Raw genomic sequence first — 21,708 nt, forward strand, 5'->3', positions numbered from 1 at the left:
ATGACGGCAGAAACGAAACTAAGCGGGTATCTGAAGGAACCCCTGATTTTTGTACAGGAGGTCTACGATTCGCGGGATGAACTGTTGGAACAGGTTTATCAGCGGGCATTCAATCTTGGTTGGGTGCGAGAAGACTTTCTGTCACGGATTAAAGAGCGGGAGGAAAATTTCCCGACCGGTATTCAGCTGCAGAATCTAGGGGCAGCGATTCCTCACACAGACTCTGAATGTGTTTTAAAGGAGTTCGTGGCAGTAGTAACGAATGAACGCCCAGTTGTTTTTAACAGTATGGAGGACAAAGATGTCCAGGTAAAGACAGACATTGTGTTTGTCTTAGGATTGAATCAGCCTCATGCCCAATTGGAAATGCTGCAGTCGTTAATGGGGCTTTTGCAAAATGAAACCCTGTTGTCAGAAATGTTGCTGGCGTCAAATGAAGTGTCGCTTTTGGAAGTCATTAAAAAAAATAACTTATAAGATAGGGGAAAATAAAATGAAAAGAAAAGTAAAAGTATTAGTCGCATGTGGAGCAGGGATTGCAACATCTACGGTAGTTATGAAGAAGGTAGAGGACTTATTTGCCCGCAATGAGATTCCGGTAGAAATTACGCAAATTAAAATCGCGGAAGCATCAGCTAAGCAGGATGAAGCGGATATTTTAATCTCAACAACGATGCTGCCAACGGAATACAAGATTCCAGCGATCAAAGCGATGGCCTTCTTAACGGGCATTAACACGGAAAAAGTTGAGAATGAGATTTTGGAAGCTGTGAATTCATTAGATTAATAGGCGGATAACTGAAGGTAAATAGGAATAGTTTTTTACTGAAAAATTATTCCTTAATATATTTAAGGAGGATTTCATTGAATGGATAGCTTAGCAAACATTGTACAAAGTATTTTGAACATGGGCTCAAGCGTTGTGCTGCCGATTATCATGTTTATTGTGGGGATTGTCTTTCGGGTTCCACTGAAAAAAGCCATTATTTCAGGTCTTACGGTTGGTATTGGGATGATTGGGATTAACTTAGTCATTAATTTATTAACAACAAGTGTTGGTCCTGCAGCACAGGCAATGGTTGAACGGTTTGGGCTAAACTTAACAATCATCGACGCAGGCTGGCCAACAGTCGCAGCTGGTACTTGGGCGCAACCAATCGCAGCTGTGATGATTCCAATTATTTTGATAGTGAACCTGATCATGTTAGCAATGAACTGGACAAAGACACTAAATATCGATATTTGGAACTATTGGCACATGAGTGCGGCTGCAGCAACCGGTTACATTGTAACAAATAATTTTCTTTTTGGCATCATCTGCGGCATTATTTATACCGTATTTGTGCAAATTATTGCTGATAAAACTGCACCAAAAATGCAAGAATACTACGGCTTAGAAGGTGTCAGCTTACCAACTGGCTCAGCTCAGGGTTATGCAGTTTTGGCGATTCCTATCGGCTGGCTGATTGATCGTATTCCAGGAATCAACAAATTAGATGTTAAGCCAGAAACCATTCAAAAACGTTTTGGTATTTTTGGCGAACCAATGATTATGGGAATTATTATCGGGGTATTTTTAGGATTGCTGGGTGGCTATGATATTGCTGGGATTCTGCAAATTGGGATGACCATGGGTGGTGTCATGTTCTTGATGCCGCGGATGGTAAAAATCTTGATGGAAGGTTTAATTCCAATTCAAGAAAGTGCTCAAAAAATGCTGCAAAGTCGTTATGGCGATCGGGAAATTTACTTAGGAATGGATGCGGCTTTAGCAACAGGCTCTCCAGCAGCCTTGTCAACAGGACTGTTGATGGTACCAATCACATTGTTCTTAGCAGTTATTTTACCAGGAAACCGCGTATTACCGTTTGGTGACTTGGCAACGATTCCTTTCTTTGCGGCCTTGGTTGTACCTAGTCGTAAAGGGAATATTTTGCACTCGGTTTTATCTCTAACTGTCGTAATTGCCTTGGCGTTATTGATGGCGACTGACTATGCACCAACACTAACTACCATGGCTGAAGGGATCGTTGAATTCCCAGAAGGCGCTGCTCAAATCAGTAATCTAGATACTGGCGGAAATATCTTAAACTGGATTTTCTTAAAATTAGCGCAGTTAGTTAACTCAATCATGTAGGAGGCTTTTATATCAATGAGTAAAATGATGAAAGGTGTCTCAAAGCAGGCCCCTGGTTACGATCAAATGGAATTTATCGACTTAGCAGTACCTGAAGCAACCGGAGACAAGGTATTAATCAAAGTTGCTTATACGGGAATTTGCGGATCAGATATTCATACCTTCAAAGGCGAATACAAAAATCCAACGACGCCGGTTGTCCTAGGACACGAATTTTCCGGTCAAGTGGTAGCAGTTGGCGATCAAGTAAAAAAAGTGAAGCTGGGGGATCGCGTAACCAGTGAAACGACCTTTACTGTTTGTAATGAATGCGACTATTGTAAGGAAAAACAATACAACCTGTGTCCTCACCGTAAAGGAATCGGCACGCAGCAAAACGGCAGTATGGCCAATTATGTGTTAGCTAGAGAAGAAAGTATTCACCTGCTGCCGGATGGCTTGAGCTATGAAGGAGCAGCGATGAGTGAACCGCTGGCCTGCTGTGTCCATGCCATGTATCAAAAGAGCCGTCTGGAATTACAGGATAAAATTATCATTATGGGCCCTGGTCCAATCGGGCTATTCCTGTTGCAAATCGCTAAAGATATCGGAGCCTTCGTCATCATGACGGGGATCACCAAAGATGCACATCGGCTTGAGTTAGCGAAAAAATTAGGGGCTGATGTGGTTGTCGATACCATGAAGGAAGATTTAGCCAAGGTGGTTGAAGAAGTAACCGATGGCTATGGTGTCGATAAGGTGTATGATGCTTCCGGTGCTTTGCCGGCAGTGAATGCCAGTCTGCCGCTGATGCGCAAACAAGGAATTTTCGTTCAGGTTGGTTTGTTCAGAGATAAAATGAATGAACTGGATTTGGAAACGATTATTCAACGCGAAATTGCGTATGTGGGCAGCCGCTCACAAAATCCTTACGACTGGCCGATTGCGATTCATCTGTTAGCCAAAGGAGCTATCCATATTGATGAAATGATTACTAAAAAATATCCGCTGGAGGAATGGCGTACTGCCTTTGATAAAGTCATGGAAGGTAACGAGATCAAGGTAATGATCGAGTCTAATCCAGGAGAATTTTAAACTAAAAAATGAAGCTGATTCAAACTGCCGATGGGTAAGTTGAATCAGCTTTTTTTGCCGGAAATCAGCAAATAAATCAGGCGGCGAGTGGAAACAAAATTAAATGATACCGTTTACTAAATGTCGAATTAAGGTTAGACTAGTTGGAAAATGATTGAGGCAGGTGAATTTAAGTGGAATTAGATAATCGCAATGTGCAGCTTTTGCAGCTGATTTCTTCTAGTGTGCAAATTACTTCAAAGGAGCTGATGGAGAAAAATGAATTAACCCGCAATCAACTAGACTATTCACTTAAGAAGATTAATGAGTTTTTGAAGGACAATAATTATGAACCGATTATTCGTTCCCGCAAAGGTCATTTTGTGGTAGATGCTAAGGTAGTGGACGACTTTTCCGGCTTAGCCAACAGCGAGAGCCGCTTAAAGGCAACTGAAAGCAGCTTTTTGGATGAGGAGTATCGGCTGCTGGTGATCTTGCTGCTGACGTTTTCATCGGATTATTTGTCCCTGTATCATTTTTCTGATACGTTGGAGGTTAGCAAAAATACGATTGTCTCAGATATCAAAAAGCTGAAGGAATTTCTAAGCAAGCATCGAATTACCATCGAGTACTCTCGTAAAAAGGGTTATTATTTCAAAGGCAATGAGGAGATTATCCGCGGAGTAATTCTTTCCATTACGGACAAAGTGATGGAGTCGATTTACAATACGGTCATTTTCCATAAGTATCTGCTGCTTTCGGAACAGGAAATTGAAGAGAAACGTAAGCTGATTCGCATGATCGAGTTAGAGCTTCAGGTACATTACACCGACAATCGGATTCAAACGGCACCGTATTTTTTGAGCTTGCTGACGAAGCGAGTGCAAAATGGCCATTTATTGGATCAGCGTTTTGGCTCCATCGCTAAGGAAGTGATGGACACAAAGGAATACGCCGCCATCGTGAAGGTACTGGCAGGGCGCTATGAATTGCCGAAAAGCTATAGCGAGCATTTATATTTGTGTCTGTTTATTTTATCCTTGAAGATTACTGATTTGAGCAATACATTTTCGTTAAATACGGATGCCCTGCGCAGTCATATCACGGCATTTATTGAATTATTGGAAAAGAACATCGTGATTCAGTTAAATGACAAGGCTCAGCTGATTGAAAATCTGGCCTTGCATCTGGCGCCGGCCTATTATCGAATTAAGTATGGCTTAACCAGCGATTATACCATTACCGACTTTGTAAAAACGCAGCTGGACCCGCTATTCTTCATGGTGAAAACCTCGATTGCGCCGCTGGAGGAATTCTTCCAGGAGCGGATTCCTAACGATGAAATTTATTTGATCACCATGTTTGTTGGGGCGTATATGCAAAAGGAAAAACCAATTAACGAAAGCAAAACGACGGTTAATGCGATAGTTGTTTGTCCAAACGGCATTATCAGCTCGAAGCTGTTGGAAAATACGCTGGACAACTGGTTTCCAATGATCCATTTTCTGCCGGCGTGCTCGATTCGGGAGTTTTATCAGCGGGAAAGTGAGCTGGATGTTCAGCTGGTCTTCTCTACGACCCCCTTGACTACCGAGCTGCCGGTAATTGTGGTGGGAAATGATTTGTCCACCATGAATAAGAACTTGATCGTCAACGAAGTGATTCAACTGATTTACAAAATTGACAGCTACAAGCTTCAGCCTGATCATACCTTGGCAATTGTCAAAAAGTATATAGACCTGGCGCCGGAAATTGAGGAACGAATTCGCAAAGAGCTGTTGATCTCTTATAATTCCATCTTCCAAATTCAGGATCAGGAGGTGTTGACTAACGAAATCAAGCTGCACCTTAGTGACGTGATTACGCCGGAAAGCATTATCTTGCTGGATGAAGAAGAGAGCTGGGGAAGCGTGCTGCAAAAAACGACCCAGAATTTGATTGAGCGCGACATTGTGGAGCCTCGCTACCTGACAAGCTTGCAGGAACAGTTTCCGGTGGTTAAACCCAATATTTTGTTAGGGAACAGCATCGTGATTCCTCATACAGTTCCGGAAAACGGCACGAAAAACTTAGGAATGTGCTTTGCCAAGGTTAAGCAGGGCTTTCAAAGCGGCGAACAGCGCTTTTACTATGTGGTGGCTATTTCAGCGGTAGATAAAAAGCAGCATATTCAGCCGATGATGGAGCTGTTGAAGATTGCCAGCGACAGTAAAATGCTGGACAAATTGGCGGCAGCAGACAGCAAAGAAGAAATTTTAGCGCTTATTGCAGCGGTCAAAAAATAAAGATGTGCTCCTCTGAGGACCAAAATCAGAGGAGTTTTTTAAGCCTTTGACCGATAAAAAAACTTTGTGAAATCAACGTTTTCAGCAAGTCATACAAGTGTTGCTGAATTTATTGAGTAAAAAGTAATTCCAAAACCAATTCAAAAGAAACCGTTTCCGTGCTATCTTTTCATTAGCAAGACAAGCAAGGAGGAGATAGCGTGCTGAGAAAAGAACTTTTATTTTATAAGCTGGCCCCGGACGATTACGAATCATTGGTCCGTTTTCTAGGGGGCCGAATGGAGGAAATGGGGTATGTAAAAAATAGCTATGTACCAGCAGTGGTAGAAAGAGAAAAAGGATTTCCCACTGGATTGAGTATGGGGGACTACGGTATTGCCATTCCTCACACTGATCGGGAGCATGTCAATCAGTCTGTTTTGGCGATTGCCAGCTTGAAAAAACCGATCTATGTGCACTCTATGATCGACCCCACCAAAGAAGTGGAAGTGTCATTGGTCATCCTGATGGCAGTGGAAGATCCTGATGGCCAGGTCAAAATGCTGAGCAAGCTGATGGGGCTGTTCCAGGATGTGGAAACCTTGAAGCAATTAGAGCAATCCAACTCGTGTGAAGAAATGTATCAAATCTTGTCCAAATTAGAATTAGAAGTTGTTTAAAACAGTCAGGAGGAAAAAATAATGAAACAGTACAACGTATTATCCGTATGCGGATCAGGCACAGTGACCTCATCCATGGTGGCAGAAAAATTAAGAGAGGCCTTAGAGGAAAAAGGGTATCGCATCACAACAACTGAAGCCCGACCAACCGAAGCCTTGCAGCTAGCACAGGGAGGAACCTTCGATTTTATTACTTACACCAGTCCATTACCAGAAGGCGATTATGGAGTTCCGGTAGTTAATGCGATTGGTTTTCTAACCGGCTTTGGAGATGAGGAATTTTTGGAAGAGATTGATGGTGTGTTAGCAGAGCTAGACAAGCAGTAAAAGATATAGGGGGAAACAAAGATGAAGCACTACAAGGTCTTGTCGGTATGCGGATCAGGGACGGTTACTTCGTCTATGGTTGCAGAGAAGCTGCGGGAATCGTCAGAGGAAATGGGATTTTTCATTACGACAATGGAAGCACGGCCAACCGAAGCGCTGCAATTGGCTCAAGGAGGAATGTTTGATTTTATTACCTACACCAGTCCACTGCCGGAAGGAGACTACGGAGTGCCAACAGTCAATGCCATGGGATTTTTAACTGGCTTTGTCGATGAATTTTTGGAGGAAGTAGCAGAGGTTCTGGCAGAGCTGGACAAAAATAAAAAAGTGTAAAGGAGTAATGAGATGTTAGAAACGTTAAAAAGTGTGTTTGATACTTTCGGCTCAGCGGTATTTGTACCAGTCATGATTTTTGTTGTCGCAAAGGTTTTGAAGGTTAAAACACAAAAAGCCTTCCTTTCTGGTTTATATGCCGGTGTGGGATTGATGGGCTTTACCTTGATTTTGAACTCATACACACCGATTATTTCAGAAGTTGTTCAGCAAATGGTGGACCAGACAGGAATTAATTTACCTGCCTTTGATGTGGGCTGGCAGGCAACTGCTCTAGTGGCTTATTCAACCGAAGCAGGCATGATTTACTTAGTGATTGCCTTAGTTTTACAAACCGTTCTATTCTTGGTGAAATGGACCAACGTGTTCCAGCCATCAGACTTGTGGAACAACTATTCTTACATGGTTTGGGGTTCAATGGTTTACTTGGCCACCCGCAACATGATTTTAGCTGTTGTTTTAATGTGTCTGTTGAATATGTACAGCCTGCTGCTGTCAGAAATGCTGGCACGAAGATGGTCAACCTACTATAACTATCCCAACTGTACCATCATTGCCATGCACAATATTGAACCAGGTATATTCGCCTTAATCATGGACCCGGTTTGGAACATGATTGGTTTACACAAGGTACGGATGAATCCGCAAGGGCTGCAAAAGAAACTCGGCTTCTTGGGAGAACCTATTTCATTAGGTTTGTTTTTAGGTCTATTCTTAGGGATTTTAGGAAACTTCAGTCAATTAGGCAGTTTAGCCTCTTGGGGACAAATTACCCAGGTAGGAATTGCAACGAGTGCCGTAATGGCGATTTTCCCGAAAGTGGCGGGAATCTTTGCTCAAGCCTTTAACCCGATTTCACAGGCTGCCAGCAAAAACGTTCGCGGCAACAACAAAGAACGTGAATGGTATCTTGGGGTAAATGATGCTACGGGATATGGAGAACCAGCAACCTTGATTTCCGGAATTATTTTAATCCCAATCATGGTCGCTTTGGCAATGATTTTACCAGGCAACCAAACCTTGCCAGTGGTGGATTTATTGGCAATTCCTTATATGGTTCAAGCGCTAGTATGTTTAACAAACGGAAATATTGCGAAGACCTTATTAAACGGAGCTATTTGGTTTAGCTTAGGTTTGTATATGTGTACCTACACAGCACCGATGTTTACCGAAATTGCTCAGACAGTCGGAGTTACTTTGCCAGCCGGTGCATTAATGGTAACCAGCTTTAATATTTTAGGAAAACCGATTTTTGGCTTGATTTTCTTAGCCTTCTTAAGTCAAAATCCAATTTTTATTGGGTTAACCATTGTGGCATACTTTGTTATTTACTTCCTGTTCCGTAAAAATAAAGAAGCATTTTACGATTATCTTGAACGGGCTGCAGCGAAAAACAATGGAGAACAACCTTCAGGTGAAACAAAAGTAGCGTAGGAGATGAAAGCATGACGAAGCAAATGGAGGCAAGTGTTTTAGTGGCGCCGGGTGTTTTGGAATATAAAAAAGTGGGTATTCCAGAAATTGGCGCAAATGATGTCTTAATTAAAGTAGCTTACGCGGGAATCTGTGGGTCAGATGTGCCCCGCGCAAACTTAGAAAACGGTGCAAGAATGTACCCGATCATCTTAGGTCACGAATTTAGCGGTACGGTTGATAAAGTGGGATCAAACGTAACTAAACTCAAGACGGGTGATAAGGTAGCCGTGGCACCATTAATCCCAGATCCTAATTCTGAATACACAAAAGAAGGATACTACGGGCTTAGTGACAATTATAACATAATTGGTACAGGGAGTAATGGCGCATTTAGTGAATATGTGGTAGTACCGGAGGAGCATGCTGTCGTTATGCCAGAGGAGCTAGATTTACTCTCGGCAGCTGGCGTGGAGCCGGCAACAATCAGCTGGCATGCTTTGCGGCGCGCCCAAATTGAGGTAGGAGACACTGTAGCAGTTTTGGGCTGTGGACCGATTGGCCAGTTTGCTATTCAAATCGCTAAAATATTTGGGGCGAAGACTGTGATTGCGGTGGACATTTTTGATGATAAATTGTCCTTGGCTAAGGAATTAGGCGCTGACATTGCAATTAACAGCAAAGAAGTTGATTTGGAGCAGGCCATCAAGGAATTAACCGGATTAGGTGTCGATGTAGTCATTGAGACTGCCGGCAGCAAAATTACACAAAAGCAGTCATTGTTGATTACCCGCAAGCATGGACGCATTGTCTTTGTAGGCATTTCCCATCAGGACTTGCCTTTGTCTGAGGCAGAAGCGGAGCGGATTATGCGGGCAGAGTTGACCGTTACTGGTTCATGGAATTCCTATACGGCCCCTTATCCTGGCCGAGCTTGGGAAGCTACCTTGGATGAAATGTCTAAAGGGCGCATCAAATTTAAAGAAATGATCTCTCATGAAATTTCTTTAGAAGAGCTGCCGGAAATACTGCCGAAGATGTTCAAACGAGAATTAAACTACAACAAGATTGTGGTCGCTGTTCATCCAGAATAAAAAGGAGTATCGATGATGTTAGAGCAATTAAAAGAAGAAGTCTTTCAAGCCAATTTAGAGCTGCCTAAACACGGGCTGATCAAATATACATGGGGCAATGTGAGTGCCTTTGATAAAGAAACCGAATATTTTGTGATTAAGCCCAGCGGAGTCAGCTACGAAAATATGACGGCTGACGATATGGTAGTTGTGGATTTAGAAAACAATGTCATAGAAGGCAAACTGAACCCTTCATCAGACACCCCAACGCATGCGGTATTGTACAAAGCTTTCCCTGAAATTGGTGGAATTGTGCATACCCATTCGACTTGGGCCACAATTTGGGCGCAATCTGGACTGGATTGTCCGGCGATGGGGACCACGCATGCAGATACCTTTTATGGTGCAGTTCCCTGTGCTCGTCTGCTAACCCAGGAGGAAATAGACGAAGGATATGAGCATGAAACCGGCAATGTGATTGTCGAAACCTTCAGCCAGCGAGGCATTCAACCGATGGAGATTCCTGGCGTTTTGCTGCATGGTCATGGTCCGTTTACTTGGGGCAAAGATGCCAGCAGTGCAGTAATGAATGCGGTAGTTTTGGATGAGGTATGTAAGCTGAATTTGTTTACCCGTCAATTGAATACCTATGCGGAGAATTTGCCGCAACGAGTTTTAGATAAGCATTATTTACGCAAACACGGTGCGAATGCTTATTACGGTCAGTAAGCAACTGCGAATAACCAGCTCAAGGAGTTGGTTATTCGTCTTTGTTCAATGAATAGGAGGACTACAGATGTTAAGTGAACTGTTTACGTTGATTGGCTTCGCCTTTTTTATCAAAATCTTTTTTGATGGTGCCAAGAAAATTATTATCGGCAGCAATGGAGATATCGTCAAAAACAAGACGTATATTATTCATGGGATTTTAGGCTTTGCCTTCATTATTGTTAGTCGTCTGCTGCTATTGGTTTTATAGGAGGAAAAAAAGTGAACATTCATAACATTTTAAGCGCACCCTTTATTCAAGAAATGTGCGAAGCCACCAATCAGCTGTGGCGTTATGGCTGGGCTGAGCGCAATGGCGGTAATATCAGCTATCGAATACCGGCTGAGGAGGTACGCTATTATTTATCCTTGGATCGAACGTTTCCCGTGTTGCCCTTGTCCTTTCAGATTCCTGAACTAGCTGGTGAGATCTTTTTGGTTTCGGGCTCAGGCAAGTATTTTAAAAATGTGCAGCATAATCCGGCGGACTGCTTGGCGTTGATTCGGATTTCAGCAGATGGTGCCAGCTATGAATTATTATGGGGACTGGAAAATGGCGATGTGCCTACTAGCGAATTGGCTTCTCATTTAAAATGCCATCAGGTTCGCCTAGCTCAAGATCCGCAGCACCGAGTCATTTTACATACGCATGCCTCGGCTATTTCAGCCATGACCTTTGTCCATCCTTTAGAGGATCAGGCTTTTACCAAAACCTTATGGCAGATGATCACAGAATGTCTAGTGGTTTTTCCAGACGGAGTGGCCGTTTTACCTTGGATGGTTGCCGGAACCAATGAACTAGGAGAGGCCTCGGCAGTCAAAATGAAGGATTGTCGGATAGTTGTCTGGCCGCATCATGGCATAATGAGTGCCGGTCAATCAATGGATGATGCCTTTGGGTTAATTGAAACTGCTGAAAAAGCGGCGGAGATTTATTTGAAAATTTGTTCGACCAATCAGCCTATTTTGCAAAAAATCACGGATGCACAGTTGTGGGATTTAGCGGAGGCCTTTCAAGTAGTACCTAAAGCTGGTGTGTTGGAGGCGAAAAAGGCATGACTAATATAGTAGTCGTAGGAGATCCGTTTGTCCCCGCTGAGAGCTTGGTAAAGGCTGCCCAACAGTTAAAGGTTGACCAGCCTAGTGAAATTAGAGCCTTTGACTGGTATCCCGAGTATTCTCGCGAAGCATTTCGTCAGATAGTTAAGCAGATTGAACAGGAAGGACCCAATGACTTTCTGCTGCCGGAAGGATTGTTAGCAGCAATGAAAACGGCCGAAATTTTGTTGGTTCATATTGCTCCGGTGTCTCAAGCCATGCTGCAGGCAGCTGACAATTTACAATTGATCGGGACCTGTCGTGGTGGATTGGAACACATTGATCTGGTTGAATGGGAAAAGCATCCTAACGTACAGCTGATTCACGTTATTCGCAATGCTGAGCCAGTGGCGGATTTTACGATTGGGTTGATGTACAGTGTGGTGCGAAATATCGCCCATTCCTACAAAGAAGTTCAAGCAGGTAACTGGCCGCAGCATTTTCCCAATGATCCCTACAAAACCTCGCTGTCTAATTTAACCGTTGGACTGATTGGCTTGGGCCACATTGGCAAGCTGGTAGTAAAGAAGCTTAATGGCTTAGGTATTCCAGTGATTGCTTATGATGCCTTCGCTGACCAGCAGCTGCTGCAAGCTGCTGGATACAACCTTCAGCTGACGGATATCGAAACAGTGTTCCGTCAAGCGGATATCGTTTCCTTACATTTGCGGGTAGTACCAGAGACGATCAACCTGATCGATCAGCAGCTCCTGCAGTTAATGAAGCCTAGCGCTTATTTGATCAATACCGCTCGACCAGATATTTTGAACAAGCAGGATTTCTATGAGGTCTTGGCAACGAATAAAATCGCTGGTGCCGGCATCGATGTTGTGTGGGAGGAGCCGATTCAAGTTGAAGATCCATTACTCGACTTAGATAATTTAATTATCACTTCACACATTGCTGGGGATACGATTGATGCCATTGAGCGTTCTCCTGAATTATTGCAGCAGGAATTAAATCGTTACTTAACAACTGGTAGTTCCGATTTATTGATCAAACATAAAAGTAAATAAGTAACTTAGAAGGTGTCTTTCAATGTAAAGTAGTAACATTGAAAGACACCTTCTTTAAAGAGTATCAACAGAGCTTATGCATAAATGACAGATAATCACCAAAATATACTCGGCTATTTTCAGCTCAATCGACGTATTTCTCAGAGCTAGATGCTTCTGTCGCAACCTCTTCCCATCTTTATGTTCAATTTCTACTTGAAGATAAGACATAGTACAAGGGTGTTGCCAGTACTATTGAGCCGCCAATTACATTTCCAAGAATCGAAAGAGAAATACTTTGAGTAACTAGAATAACGTCAAGAGCAGAGTGGTCTATTATTCCTTGCATCAGGAACAAACCAATATTTGCAATACAATGATCAAACCCACACAATACGAATGTCATAATCACAAGTAGCATAATCGTTGTCTTTGCTAGATCATCTTCTATTTTCAATGCTACATAAGTCGCAATGCAGACAATAAAATTGCATAAAATCGATTTGATAACTAAAGATTCCAGCGTAAAAGACTGTTTTGCAACGACTAAATTAGCAATGTACGGAAAAACAATGGTCTCTAGAGCTCGACTTTTAACAAAAAGTATCCCATAAATACTTACTCCTAAGCTATTTCCTATTAAACAGCTACTCCACATTTTTATCAAACAATGGCTTTTCTGTTTTTTTGCATAAACCGGAAAAATAGTTGTCAAACAGTTCCCTGTAAATAATTCTCCATTTAAATAAATAATCAGAACAAATGTCAGACCAAAGAACATGGAAAATGCAATCTTTGCCAAATTAGCATCAACCGATGCGACAATTCCTCCTAAAGCAAGAGAAAGACTCATAGCCACACCTAAGTAGATTCCAGCTAATATTGATTTAACAAAGAACTTCAGCGGTGATTTCTGAAAAAAATCAAATTTTTTCTGTCCTGCGTTTAAAATCAAAGAATAATCTTCCATTTAAACAGTCACCTGTTCAAGGTCGAGTAAATCACCATTTGTCTTAATGAGCGTTTTATACCAATCAAATGACTTTTTCTTTGATCTATTCAAGGTACCATTACCTTCATCATCTTTATCAACATAAATAAAACCATAACGTTTTCTCATCTCACCAGTACCAGCAGAAACGATATCTATCGGACCCCAAACCGTGTATCCTAGAAGATCAACGTAATCTTTTTCTACCGCGTCCTTCAGGGCTTTAATATGACGAGCCAAGTAGTCAATTCGATAATCATCTTGAATCGTTCCATCCTCTTCGACTAGATCAAGAGCGCCTATCCCATTTTCAACGATAAATAAGGGAATTTGATAGCGGTCGTAAAGGTTATTCAATGAATTTCTTAAACCCACTGGGTCAATTTGCCATCCCCATTCTGTTGTTTCTAAAAATGGGTTTCTGCCTCCACTAGACAAATTTCCCTCTGCCATTTCGATTTCTTCACTAATCCCTTCAATAGCTGAAAAGTAGTAGCTGAATGACAAATAATCTACAGTTCCTTGAGACAAAATGGATTCATCATTTGGCTCGAAATCGATTGATCCATTCAAAGAATCAATATACGCTAAGCAATTATTGGTATATTTTCCACGAATATGGACATCCCCAAAGTAATAAGTCGCAAGCATCTTTTCTCTAGCTTTAATCTGATCATTAGGATGACAGGTAGCCGCGTAAGTACACGGATAAAGCAACATACAGCCAAATTGAAAATTTGGATTAATTTTTTTTCCTTCAATTACTGTCAAAGCACTTGCTAGTAATTGATGGTGGGCTGCTTGAAGCATAGTCTTCACTCGATCTTCATTTTCTTGATAAATGATCCCTGCCATATGCCACGGCTGAGATGAGATAAAAAGCGCGTTGATCTCATTAAACGTGATCCAATATTTTACTTTATCTTTATATCTTTCCATCACCGTTTGGGCATACTTAACAGCCAAGTCAATTAGCTTTCGATTTCGCCAAGCGCCATATTGTTTAACTAAATTTAATGGTAACTCAAAATGATGCAGCGTAACAACGGGTTCAATTCCATGCTTTAATAATTCATCAAATACACGATCATAAAAATTTAATCCTTTTTCATTTGGCTCAGCATCGTCTCCATTAGGAAAGATTCTTGCCCATGAGATAGAGATTCGCAAACTTTTAAATCCCATCTCCGCGAATAAAGCAATATCCTCTTTATAACGATGATAAAAATCAACTGCTTCATGGCTGGGATAGTAACTTCCGGATTGAATTGCTGAGTGGATTTCTCGCGCCTTGCCATGCTCTGATCCCATCTCAACATCATTTATCGTTAACCCTTTGTCGTCTTCCAAATAGGCTCCTTCATATTGATTGGCGGCAGTAGCACCACCCCATAAAAAATCTTTTCTTAATTTCATCATTATCTTCCTCATTTCAAAATCTATTAAGCTAACTGAATAGGATTATCTTTTAAAATATCGATTTTTATATTCTCAAAATCTGAGCTATTCGTTACTACGTAAATCACTGTAGTATCGTAGCCAGCTGCCTTAATTTTTTCATTATCAAACTGAATTAATGGTTGCCCAGCACGCACCGTGTCCCCTTGAGAAACATACGTATCAAAATACTTTCCATCTAATTGAACTGTATCGATTCCCACATGAATCAAAAGCTCAACACCAGAATCTGTCGTCAAACCAACCGCATGTTTGGTTGGAAAAATAGCCGAAACCGTTCCATTAAAGGGTGACTTAATTGTATTTTCGATTGGAATAATCGCAAAGCCCTTTCCAATGGCTCCTGAAGAAAAGGCGGGATCATTAACCTCTTGTAACTCAATCTTTTTACCACTGATCAGAACTTCTTCCCCTAAATCATTAGAAATCATAGTTTCTATTTTCGCAGGATTTGTCACTCCAAAAAGATAGGTCAACAGCGTCGCTCCACATAAACCGACAATTAGACCGATCACTTCAAAGCCAAACCCATTACCTAAATAAGTTGGGATAGCTAAAATACCCGGAAAAGTGAAGGTTGAAGCCTTTACTTCACCAAAACCAGCGATTGCCCCACCGATGCCACTTGCTAAAAGTGCAAAATACATTGGTTTTTTCAATTTTAAATTGACTCCATAGATTGCAGGCTCTGTGATACTAAAAATTGCAGTAACAAAAGCTGATCCTGCGATGGACTTCATTTTTTTATCTGTTGTTTTTAAAAATACTCCTAATGCGGATCCTGCTTGGGCAAATACCGCAATACAAACAATAGGTAACCACGGATCCTGACCAAATTCAGAAATATTGTTTATCATTAATGTAATTAAAGCCCAATGAACACCAAAGATAACGATTACCTGATGAATAGCTCCTAGAATTAATCCTGCAATCATTGGTGAAAAACTATAAACAGCTCCCAATGCTGTAGCAAGACCTGTACTCACGATATTTCCAATAGGGCCAACTACTAGCAAAGTTAAAGGAACCATAATCATTATTGATAATAACGGTGTAAAAATATTCCGTACAGATTCTGGAAATATTTTATCAAGTACTGGTTCAATAAAAGATAGTAACCAAATGGCTAACAATATTGGAATTACTGAAGCTGAATATGTGGCTGATTGAATAGGTAAGCCGAAGAACTCAATTCCCTTACCCTCTGACATCAACGTAATCAGATTAGGATAAACTAGTGCTCCAGCAATCGTTACTGCCACAAATTGATTGACTCTAAGCTGTTTAGCCGCAGTAAATCCAATGAATAGTGGTAAGAAATAAAAAATTGCATCGGAGGAGGCACTCCATATTTGATAGGCACCATCTGTTTCTGATAGAACGTTAAAATTCGTTGCTAAAATTAATAGACCTTTTAATATTCCTGATGCTGCCAGAGCTCCCAAAAATGGAGTGAATACACTAGACACAAATGCCAATAATTTATTGATTAAGCGTTGTTTCTCCCCGTTTTCTTTTACCGACCGATTCATTGACTGATTCTCAAATTTATCATTAAGTTGAATAATTTCTTCATAAACTTTACCAACTGAGTTCCCAATAACCACTTGATATTGCCCCGCACTTTGTACTACGGTCACAACACCATCTAACGCTTCAACCGCTGTTGTATCCGCCTTCTCCTCATTCACTAATTTGAATCTTAAGCGTGTTGCACAATGCCAAACTTTACTCACATTTTCAGCATCTCCGACATTTTTTAAAATTTGCTTTGCTAATAGGTTGTAGTCCATAACAATTTCACCCCATACTTTCTTGTGGGTTAGGCGCCTTAACCCAACTTGTTTTGTTTGGCCTTACAATGTAAAATATAGTTTATTCTAAAGCGGTTTCCAAGAGAGAATCGGTATTTAGGAAAATCGTTTTCATTTCTATTAAAAATCCCCGTTTTTTTTTAAAATGAAATTCCAATTTCTATAGGAGGTGATACGCATGACAATTCTTGAATTGATGAAAGAAACAAAATTTACTGGTGCAGAGCAATTAGTAGTAGATTATATGCATAGTCAAAAGTATGAACTTGCTAACAAAACACTAAAGGTAGCGGCAAAAGAAAGCTTCACTTCTCCTTCAACCTTCATCCGAGTAGCAAACAAGCTGAACTTCGATGGATGGAATGACCTGAAGTCAACCTTCCTTAAAGAATTGACTTACTTTGAGCGAGACATTTCAACTGTCGATTTGAATATCCCATTCTCGAAAAATGATTCTGTTTTAAGCATAGCTAACAAAATAACTGAACTAAAAAAGAATACCTTTGATGATATTGTTGATCTCCTATCTTATAAAGAACTGACTAAGGCAGTTGACTATCTGAATCAGCGAAAATCGATCACGATTTTTGCAAGCAGTGTAAATCTTTTATTGGCTGAAGAATTTCAATTTAAAATGAAACGATTGAAATACCCTGTAACAATTAGCAGCCTCGAAAGTGAACACATATATGATGCACTCAATATGGAAGAAGAATCTTGTGCCATATTAATCTCCTATACTGGAAGCAGTGTAAAAATGCTCGAGATTGCAGATATTCTAAAAGATCGTAGAATTCCTATTATTGCTATTACGAGCTTTTCAGATAATATTCTGTCTAAAAATGCGAACGCTATTCTATTTATGGCTACTCGTGAACGTCTGTATTCTAAAGTTGGTCATTATTCGACGAACACTTCAGTCACACATTTGTTGGATATCCTTTATTCGGCACTATTCGCAAAAAACTTTGAATCAAATATGGATCATATAGTGAGCACTTCTAAAATTGCCGATATTCGACTAGCGACCTCTCGAGCAATGGAAGAATGAAGCCTAACAAAAATTCCTAGTCAAAAAGACAAGCAAAAGCAACTACGAAGTTTACGTAGTTGCTCTTGCTTATGATATCTAGTTTTTTCTTTATGGCTGGAAGCCATTGCAAGTCAGCGTTTAAAAATTATGCATTTCCAGAAGATAAACGCCAGTCTTCATCGCTATTTCAGTATAAACCAAATGATTTCAAGCCATCACCAATGTTTTTCTTTTTAGTGACCAGAATAATATTTTTATATACGAGCGCCTATGTTCTTTGTAAGAAACATTAGGGGCTTTTTTGCTTAGCATTGTTTATTTAGTTTAGTTTGATTGACTAACTTTCAACGTAATAAATAATTCTTCATTTTTGAATGTTAAAAACCTGGGTATTAACGTACTACCTAAACGCATTTCAGAAATTCTTTTCCGCTCATTTTTCACAAATTCACGAATTAGTTCACGTTTTTTTATCCAGCGCAAAAAAAGACCGTATTAATTTTGTGATCGAGGGGCTCTATACTTTGGGTGTATTAGAAATAGGAGGAACGGGCTATGACAGATTGGTTAAACATTGCAGGAAAAAAAGTGATTGTGACTGGCGGTTCGTCAGGAATCGGTGCAAGTATTGTAGCAGAATTGTTGGAGGTTGGGGTACAGGTTGCCAACTTTGACTTAAGAGAAGGCAGCCAGCAGCATGAGAATCTTCGTTTCTTTGCCACTGATATTTCTTCAAGAGAACAGGTGGAAGCAAATGTAGCAAAGGCAGCCGCGGAATTTGGCACGATTGATGGTTTAGTAAATAATGCTGGCATTAATGTTCCAAGATTATTAGTAGATGACAAGGAACCTCATGGTGAATTTGAATTATCCGATGGTGTTTTTGACAAGATTTTTGCAATTAATCAAAAAGGTCTCTTCTTAATGAGTCAGGCAGTTGCTAGAATAATGGTAGGGAATAAACAAGGTGTCATCATCAACATGTCTTCTGAAAGTGGACTAGAGGGTTCTGAAGGGCAAAGCGCCTATGCAGCAACCAAGGCAGCCGTTAACAGCTATACCCGTTCTTGGGCGAAGGAGCTGGGCAAGCAAGGGATTCGAGTGGTTGGAATTGCTCCTGGAATCATGGAGGAAACCGGCTTGCGGACGATCGAGTACGAAACAGCTCTAGCTTACACCCGCGGAATTACAGTTGATGATTTACGCCAAAACTATAGTAAAACCACGACGATTCCTTTAGGCCGCAGCGGCAAATTAAGTGAAGTAGCAGATTTGGTGTGCTACTACCTATCGGATCGGGCAAGTTATATCACTGGGGTCACAACCAATGTCGCAGGTGGTAAAACACGAGGTTAAGGTGAAAGCGGGGTAATAAGATGGCGTTGGTGAATCGTTGGTATCAAGTGTTGCAGCATTTTATTACTCAAGATCGGTTGACGCTAGAGGAGCTGGAGCTGATTACCAATACAACTTCACAAACAGTCAAAAAAACCATTCAGCTGCTGAATGAACAAATGGAGCATGTGGCCAAAATCGTTGAAGCTACAGGTTTTTATCAGTTAAAGGTGATTGATTCCAAGCAATTTGAAGGCGTTATGAATGGCAGCCTGAAGCAGCAGATGGATTTCAATTCCAGCAGTAAACGCATGGCTGTATTGATTGACTGTTTTATGAAACGGCAGGATTACGTGGTAATCGATGATTTATCTGAAATAGTCGGTGTCAGTCGTTCGACGGTAAACAAGGATTTGCGGAATTTGAAGCAGCTGCTGCAGGATTTTGATATCTCCTTGATTGGAACCCCCAATAAGGGCTTGCTGCTGCAAGGGCAGGAAGAGAATTTACGGATGTTGTATTTGTACCATGCTTATGATTACTTGGAATACACCAGCTTAAGTGAGACGATTTTATTGTTAATCGAAGAAATAGCAATAACTAAGAAATTGGATTTTCGTACGGCTGGTTTATGGAAAAAGGTAATTAGTTTAACTTTGGATCGGATTCAAGCAGGAAAAACACTGCAAGTTCCTGTTCCATATTACGTAAACTATTTCGCGGAAGAGGAGAGCATAGAAGAGCTGCGGATGACGATTGAGGAAAGCTACAGTGTCACTTTGAGTCAATTTGAGTTTGATTTCCTGTGTTTTCCGTTGAATATCTTTAACAACAACGTCGTCGATGAGCAGGCAGCGGAAAATCCGATTGTGAGTCAGCTGTTTGAGACGATGATGGCGGCAATTCATGAAGCGGTAATTATTACGATCAATGAAGAGGAGCTGTTCAAAAATCTGCGGGCTCATTTTATGTTTTTGCTTAACCGCATCATTTTTCGCGTACAGGCCTATGACATTTTCGGGCATGATTTTCGCAACAAGCATGCCTTTGCTTATGAACTAGCCGATATTGGCATTCGAGCGTTGGCAGACTTTTTAAACAAGCCGCAGCGTACAGCCGAAATTTCTTATCTGGCCATTTATTTTGAGCTGGCTCTAAAGGCAGATACTAGTGGGAATTTTAAAGAAATTGCGATTGTCTGCAATACGGGAAAAGGAACAGCCCTGATGCTGAAGCGTCAGTTGGGCAATGTTTTAGGGCCCAATATTCGAATTGCTCATTATTCAGAGGAAGAGTATCAAACCAAAGATTTGGATCGCTATTTTGCGATATTCACAACGATTCCGTTAAAGGAAACCAAGGTTCCAACCACCTTAATTAAGCTGACTGATCTGTTTAATGACAATTGGCTTTTAGGCGAGTGGAAACGAATCATAGCTTCCAAGGCAGCTTCCTTTGAAAATATCCATTTCAGTTTTGCGGATTTGAATGGTCAGAAATCCTATGAAGAAAACTTGCTGAAGATGCTGAATCAGCTTGAAACTGAAAAGTGGATTGATACAGCCTTCAAAACCTATATCCTGCAAAAATCGCAGGAGGAATCGGCAGTAATTGAAAATGGGATTGCTTTTCCCCATGGGATTAACAATCAAAGTGATCAAATTGTGGCTTTTATTGGTTCGTATTCAGAACAACCGTCGCTGGAGGAAATCGAGCTGGTCTTTTTAGTGGCCATTCCGGTGAACCTGACGATGGAAGCAGAGGACGAGCTGTTAAGTTTTTACGATACTATTTTTACCATTTCTTCCAATCCTAACCTGCGTAAAAAGGTGAAGGAAGTGACTTCCAAGGAAGAATACACACAGCTATTAACGAAAGGGGAAGTCTAAGATGAATATCTTTTTTCTAGGTGCTATTGCTCTTGTTGCTTATATTATTCAAACGCTTTTAGGCTTAAAGCAAATTAAAAATTTTAACACGGTGTACGGTCGCATGCGCCGCAAAGGCAAGGTGGCTATCGGCCGAAGACCAGGAAAAATTGCTTCCGGAACTCTGCTTTTATTTTCAGTAGATGCGGCAGGCAAAATTGGTGAGGCGGAAATGATGCAGGGCACGTCCATACTGGCTCGCTTTAAAGCGCGACCGCAGTTTGTCGGCTTGGATATTCACGAGTTAAATGAAGAACATCCTGTTTTATTGAAGGAAAACAAATTAACTCGCCAAGCTGCCTTGAATGCACAAAAGGTCTATTTAGAAGTTGAAAAAGGGAACTACCAAGAACGTCAGCCAGTCTCGCCAGCGATGAATGTGGGGCTGCAATTATCAATGTTAAAACAATCAATTCAAACAAAATTTACTAAAGGGAGTGTTTAAAAATGGATTTTCTAATTAAATTCGCGGAAGGCTTCATGGGCCTTTTCCAAACAGGTGCTGAAACATTTATCAGCTGGATGACTGGGATTGTACCAGTTGTACTACTTTTGATGGTGGCAATGAATACGCTGATTGCCTTCTTAGGGGAAGAACGGGTAACTAAGGTAGCTCGGGCTTCATCTAAAAATCCGTTTACTCGTTACTTGATCTTGCCTTTTGTTTCAGCCTTTATGTTAGGAAATCCGATGTCATTTACTATGGCTCGTTTCTTGCCAGAGTATTACAAACCAAGCTACTACGCATCTCAAGCGCAGTTTTGTCATACCAGCAACGGTGTTTTCCCCCATATTAATCCGGGTGAATTGTTTGTTTGGATGGGGATTGCTCAAGGGATTACTGCACTAGGTCTGAATTCAATGGAGCTGGCGATTCGCTACATGCTGGTAGGGATTGTGATGAACTTTATCGGCGGTTGGGTAACGGACTTTACGACAGCCTTTGTTTGTAAACAACAAGGTGTTGAACTAAGTAAAGACGTTCGAACAGTAGAGTAGGAGGAAAGA

The 21,708-nt window shown here is 41.1% G+C and carries 22 protein-coding genes; 19 read left to right on the top strand and 3 right to left on the bottom strand.

The genetic code is table 11. From position 1 onward, the window contains the following. From I588_RS25250 to I588_RS25315, 14 genes are all read left to right on the top strand, one after another. On the top strand, positions 1-477 hold the full coding sequence (locus I588_RS25250; RefSeq protein ID WP_010758727.1) for a PTS sugar transporter subunit IIA: 477 nt from the start codon (positions 1-3) through the stop codon (positions 475-477). Between the two features lie 16 nt (positions 478-493). Next, the gene (locus I588_RS25255) at positions 494-787 is read left to right on the top strand and encodes a PTS sugar transporter subunit IIB (protein ID WP_010758726.1); all 294 of its coding nucleotides are present in this window, start codon (positions 494-496) and stop codon (positions 785-787) included. A gap of 81 nt (positions 788-868) precedes the next feature. After that, a complete protein-coding gene (locus tag I588_RS25260) occupies positions 869-2,137 on the top strand; it encodes a PTS galactitol transporter subunit IIC (protein WP_010758725.1) in 1,269 nt (422 codons plus the stop codon). A gap of 15 nt (positions 2,138-2,152) precedes the next feature. Then, on the top strand, positions 2,153-3,211 hold the full coding sequence (locus tag I588_RS25265) for a zinc-binding dehydrogenase (protein ID WP_010758724.1): 1,059 nt from the start codon (positions 2,153-2,155) through the stop codon (positions 3,209-3,211). Positions 3,212-3,384: 173 nt separating this feature from the next. Further along, complete coding sequence (locus I588_RS25270; RefSeq protein ID WP_010758723.1) at positions 3,385-5,475, top strand: BglG family transcription antiterminator; 2,091 nt, start codon at positions 3,385-3,387, stop codon at positions 5,473-5,475. 200 nt (positions 5,476-5,675) lie between these two features. Then, entirely contained in the window at positions 5,676-6,134 is a 459-nt protein-coding gene (locus I588_RS25275) for a PTS sugar transporter subunit IIA (RefSeq protein WP_010758722.1), read from the top strand. A gap of 21 nt (positions 6,135-6,155) precedes the next feature. Continuing rightward, positions 6,156-6,461: a PTS sugar transporter subunit IIB gene (locus I588_RS25280; protein WP_010758721.1), complete on the top strand. Its 306-nt coding sequence runs from the start codon at positions 6,156-6,158 to the stop codon at positions 6,459-6,461. Between the two features lie 21 nt (positions 6,462-6,482). Next, positions 6,483-6,794: a PTS sugar transporter subunit IIB gene (locus I588_RS25285; protein WP_010758720.1), complete on the top strand. Its 312-nt coding sequence runs from the start codon at positions 6,483-6,485 to the stop codon at positions 6,792-6,794. A 12-nt stretch (positions 6,795-6,806) separates the two neighbouring features. Further along, a complete protein-coding gene (locus I588_RS25290) occupies positions 6,807-8,228 on the top strand; it encodes a PTS galactitol transporter subunit IIC (RefSeq protein WP_010758719.1) in 1,422 nt (473 codons plus the stop codon). 11 nt (positions 8,229-8,239) lie between these two features. After that, positions 8,240-9,301, top strand: coding sequence for a galactitol-1-phosphate 5-dehydrogenase (locus I588_RS25295; protein WP_010758718.1), 1,062 nt, complete (start codon positions 8,240-8,242; stop codon positions 9,299-9,301). Between the two features lie 15 nt (positions 9,302-9,316). After that, positions 9,317-10,009, top strand: a complete 693-nt coding sequence (locus I588_RS25300) for an L-ribulose-5-phosphate 4-epimerase (protein ID WP_010758717.1) — start codon at positions 9,317-9,319, stop codon at positions 10,007-10,009. A gap of 67 nt (positions 10,010-10,076) precedes the next feature. Then, the gene (locus tag I588_RS25305; protein WP_010758716.1) at positions 10,077-10,259 is read left to right on the top strand and encodes a hypothetical protein; all 183 of its coding nucleotides are present in this window, start codon (positions 10,077-10,079) and stop codon (positions 10,257-10,259) included. 11 nt (positions 10,260-10,270) lie between these two features. Next, positions 10,271-11,107 carry a rhamnulose-1-phosphate aldolase gene (rhaD, locus tag I588_RS25310; protein WP_010758715.1) on the top strand — a complete coding sequence of 279 codons (837 nt, stop codon included), beginning with the start codon at positions 10,271-10,273 and terminating at the stop codon, positions 11,105-11,107. Further along, entirely contained in the window at positions 11,104-12,162 is a 1,059-nt protein-coding gene (locus I588_RS25315; protein ID WP_010758714.1) for an NAD(P)-dependent oxidoreductase, read from the top strand. Before rhaD ends, I588_RS25315 begins: the two co-directional genes overlap by 4 nt. 184 nt (positions 12,163-12,346) lie before the next feature. Here I588_RS25315 and I588_RS25320 read toward each other — a convergent pair whose 3' ends face one another. Genes I588_RS25320 through I588_RS25330 form a run of 3 tightly spaced genes read right to left on the bottom strand, consistent with a single transcriptional unit; the run spans position 12,347 to position 16,383 of the window. Then, entirely contained in the window at positions 12,347-13,111 is a 765-nt protein-coding gene (locus I588_RS25320) for a formate/nitrite transporter family protein (RefSeq protein WP_010758713.1), read from the bottom strand. Continuing rightward, positions 13,112-14,551: a 6-phospho-beta-glucosidase gene (locus I588_RS25325; protein ID WP_211219419.1), complete on the bottom strand. Its 1,440-nt coding sequence runs from the start codon at positions 14,549-14,551 to the stop codon at positions 13,112-13,114. A 23-nt stretch (positions 14,552-14,574) separates the two neighbouring features. Then, positions 14,575-16,383: a beta-glucoside-specific PTS transporter subunit IIABC gene (locus tag I588_RS25330; RefSeq protein ID WP_010758711.1), complete on the bottom strand. Its 1,809-nt coding sequence runs from the start codon at positions 16,381-16,383 to the stop codon at positions 14,575-14,577. Between the two features lie 199 nt (positions 16,384-16,582). Here I588_RS25330 and I588_RS25335 point away from each other — a divergent pair, with 199 nt between their 5' ends. From I588_RS25335 to srlA, 5 genes are all read left to right on the top strand, one after another. Then, positions 16,583-17,455: a MurR/RpiR family transcriptional regulator gene (locus I588_RS25335; protein WP_010758710.1), complete on the top strand. Its 873-nt coding sequence runs from the start codon at positions 16,583-16,585 to the stop codon at positions 17,453-17,455. 537 nt (positions 17,456-17,992) lie between these two features. Next, positions 17,993-18,793 carry an SDR family oxidoreductase gene (locus I588_RS25340; protein WP_010758709.1) on the top strand — a complete coding sequence of 267 codons (801 nt, stop codon included), beginning with the start codon at positions 17,993-17,995 and terminating at the stop codon, positions 18,791-18,793. A 20-nt stretch (positions 18,794-18,813) separates the two neighbouring features. Then, complete coding sequence (locus I588_RS25345; protein ID WP_010758708.1) at positions 18,814-20,661, top strand: BglG family transcription antiterminator; 1,848 nt, start codon at positions 18,814-18,816, stop codon at positions 20,659-20,661. A gap of 1 nt (position 20,662) precedes the next feature. Beyond that, entirely contained in the window at positions 20,663-21,145 is a 483-nt protein-coding gene (locus I588_RS25350; protein ID WP_010758707.1) for a transcriptional regulator GutM, read from the top strand. A gap of 2 nt (positions 21,146-21,147) precedes the next feature. Then, complete coding sequence (gene srlA, locus I588_RS25355) at positions 21,148-21,699, top strand: PTS glucitol/sorbitol transporter subunit IIC (RefSeq protein WP_010758706.1); 552 nt, start codon at positions 21,148-21,150, stop codon at positions 21,697-21,699. The last annotated feature ends 9 nt before the right edge of the window (positions 21,700-21,708 follow it).

Source organism: Enterococcus pallens ATCC BAA-351, from assembly GCF_000407485.1.
Classification (GTDB): domain Bacteria; phylum Bacillota; class Bacilli; order Lactobacillales; family Enterococcaceae; genus Enterococcus_A; species Enterococcus_A pallens.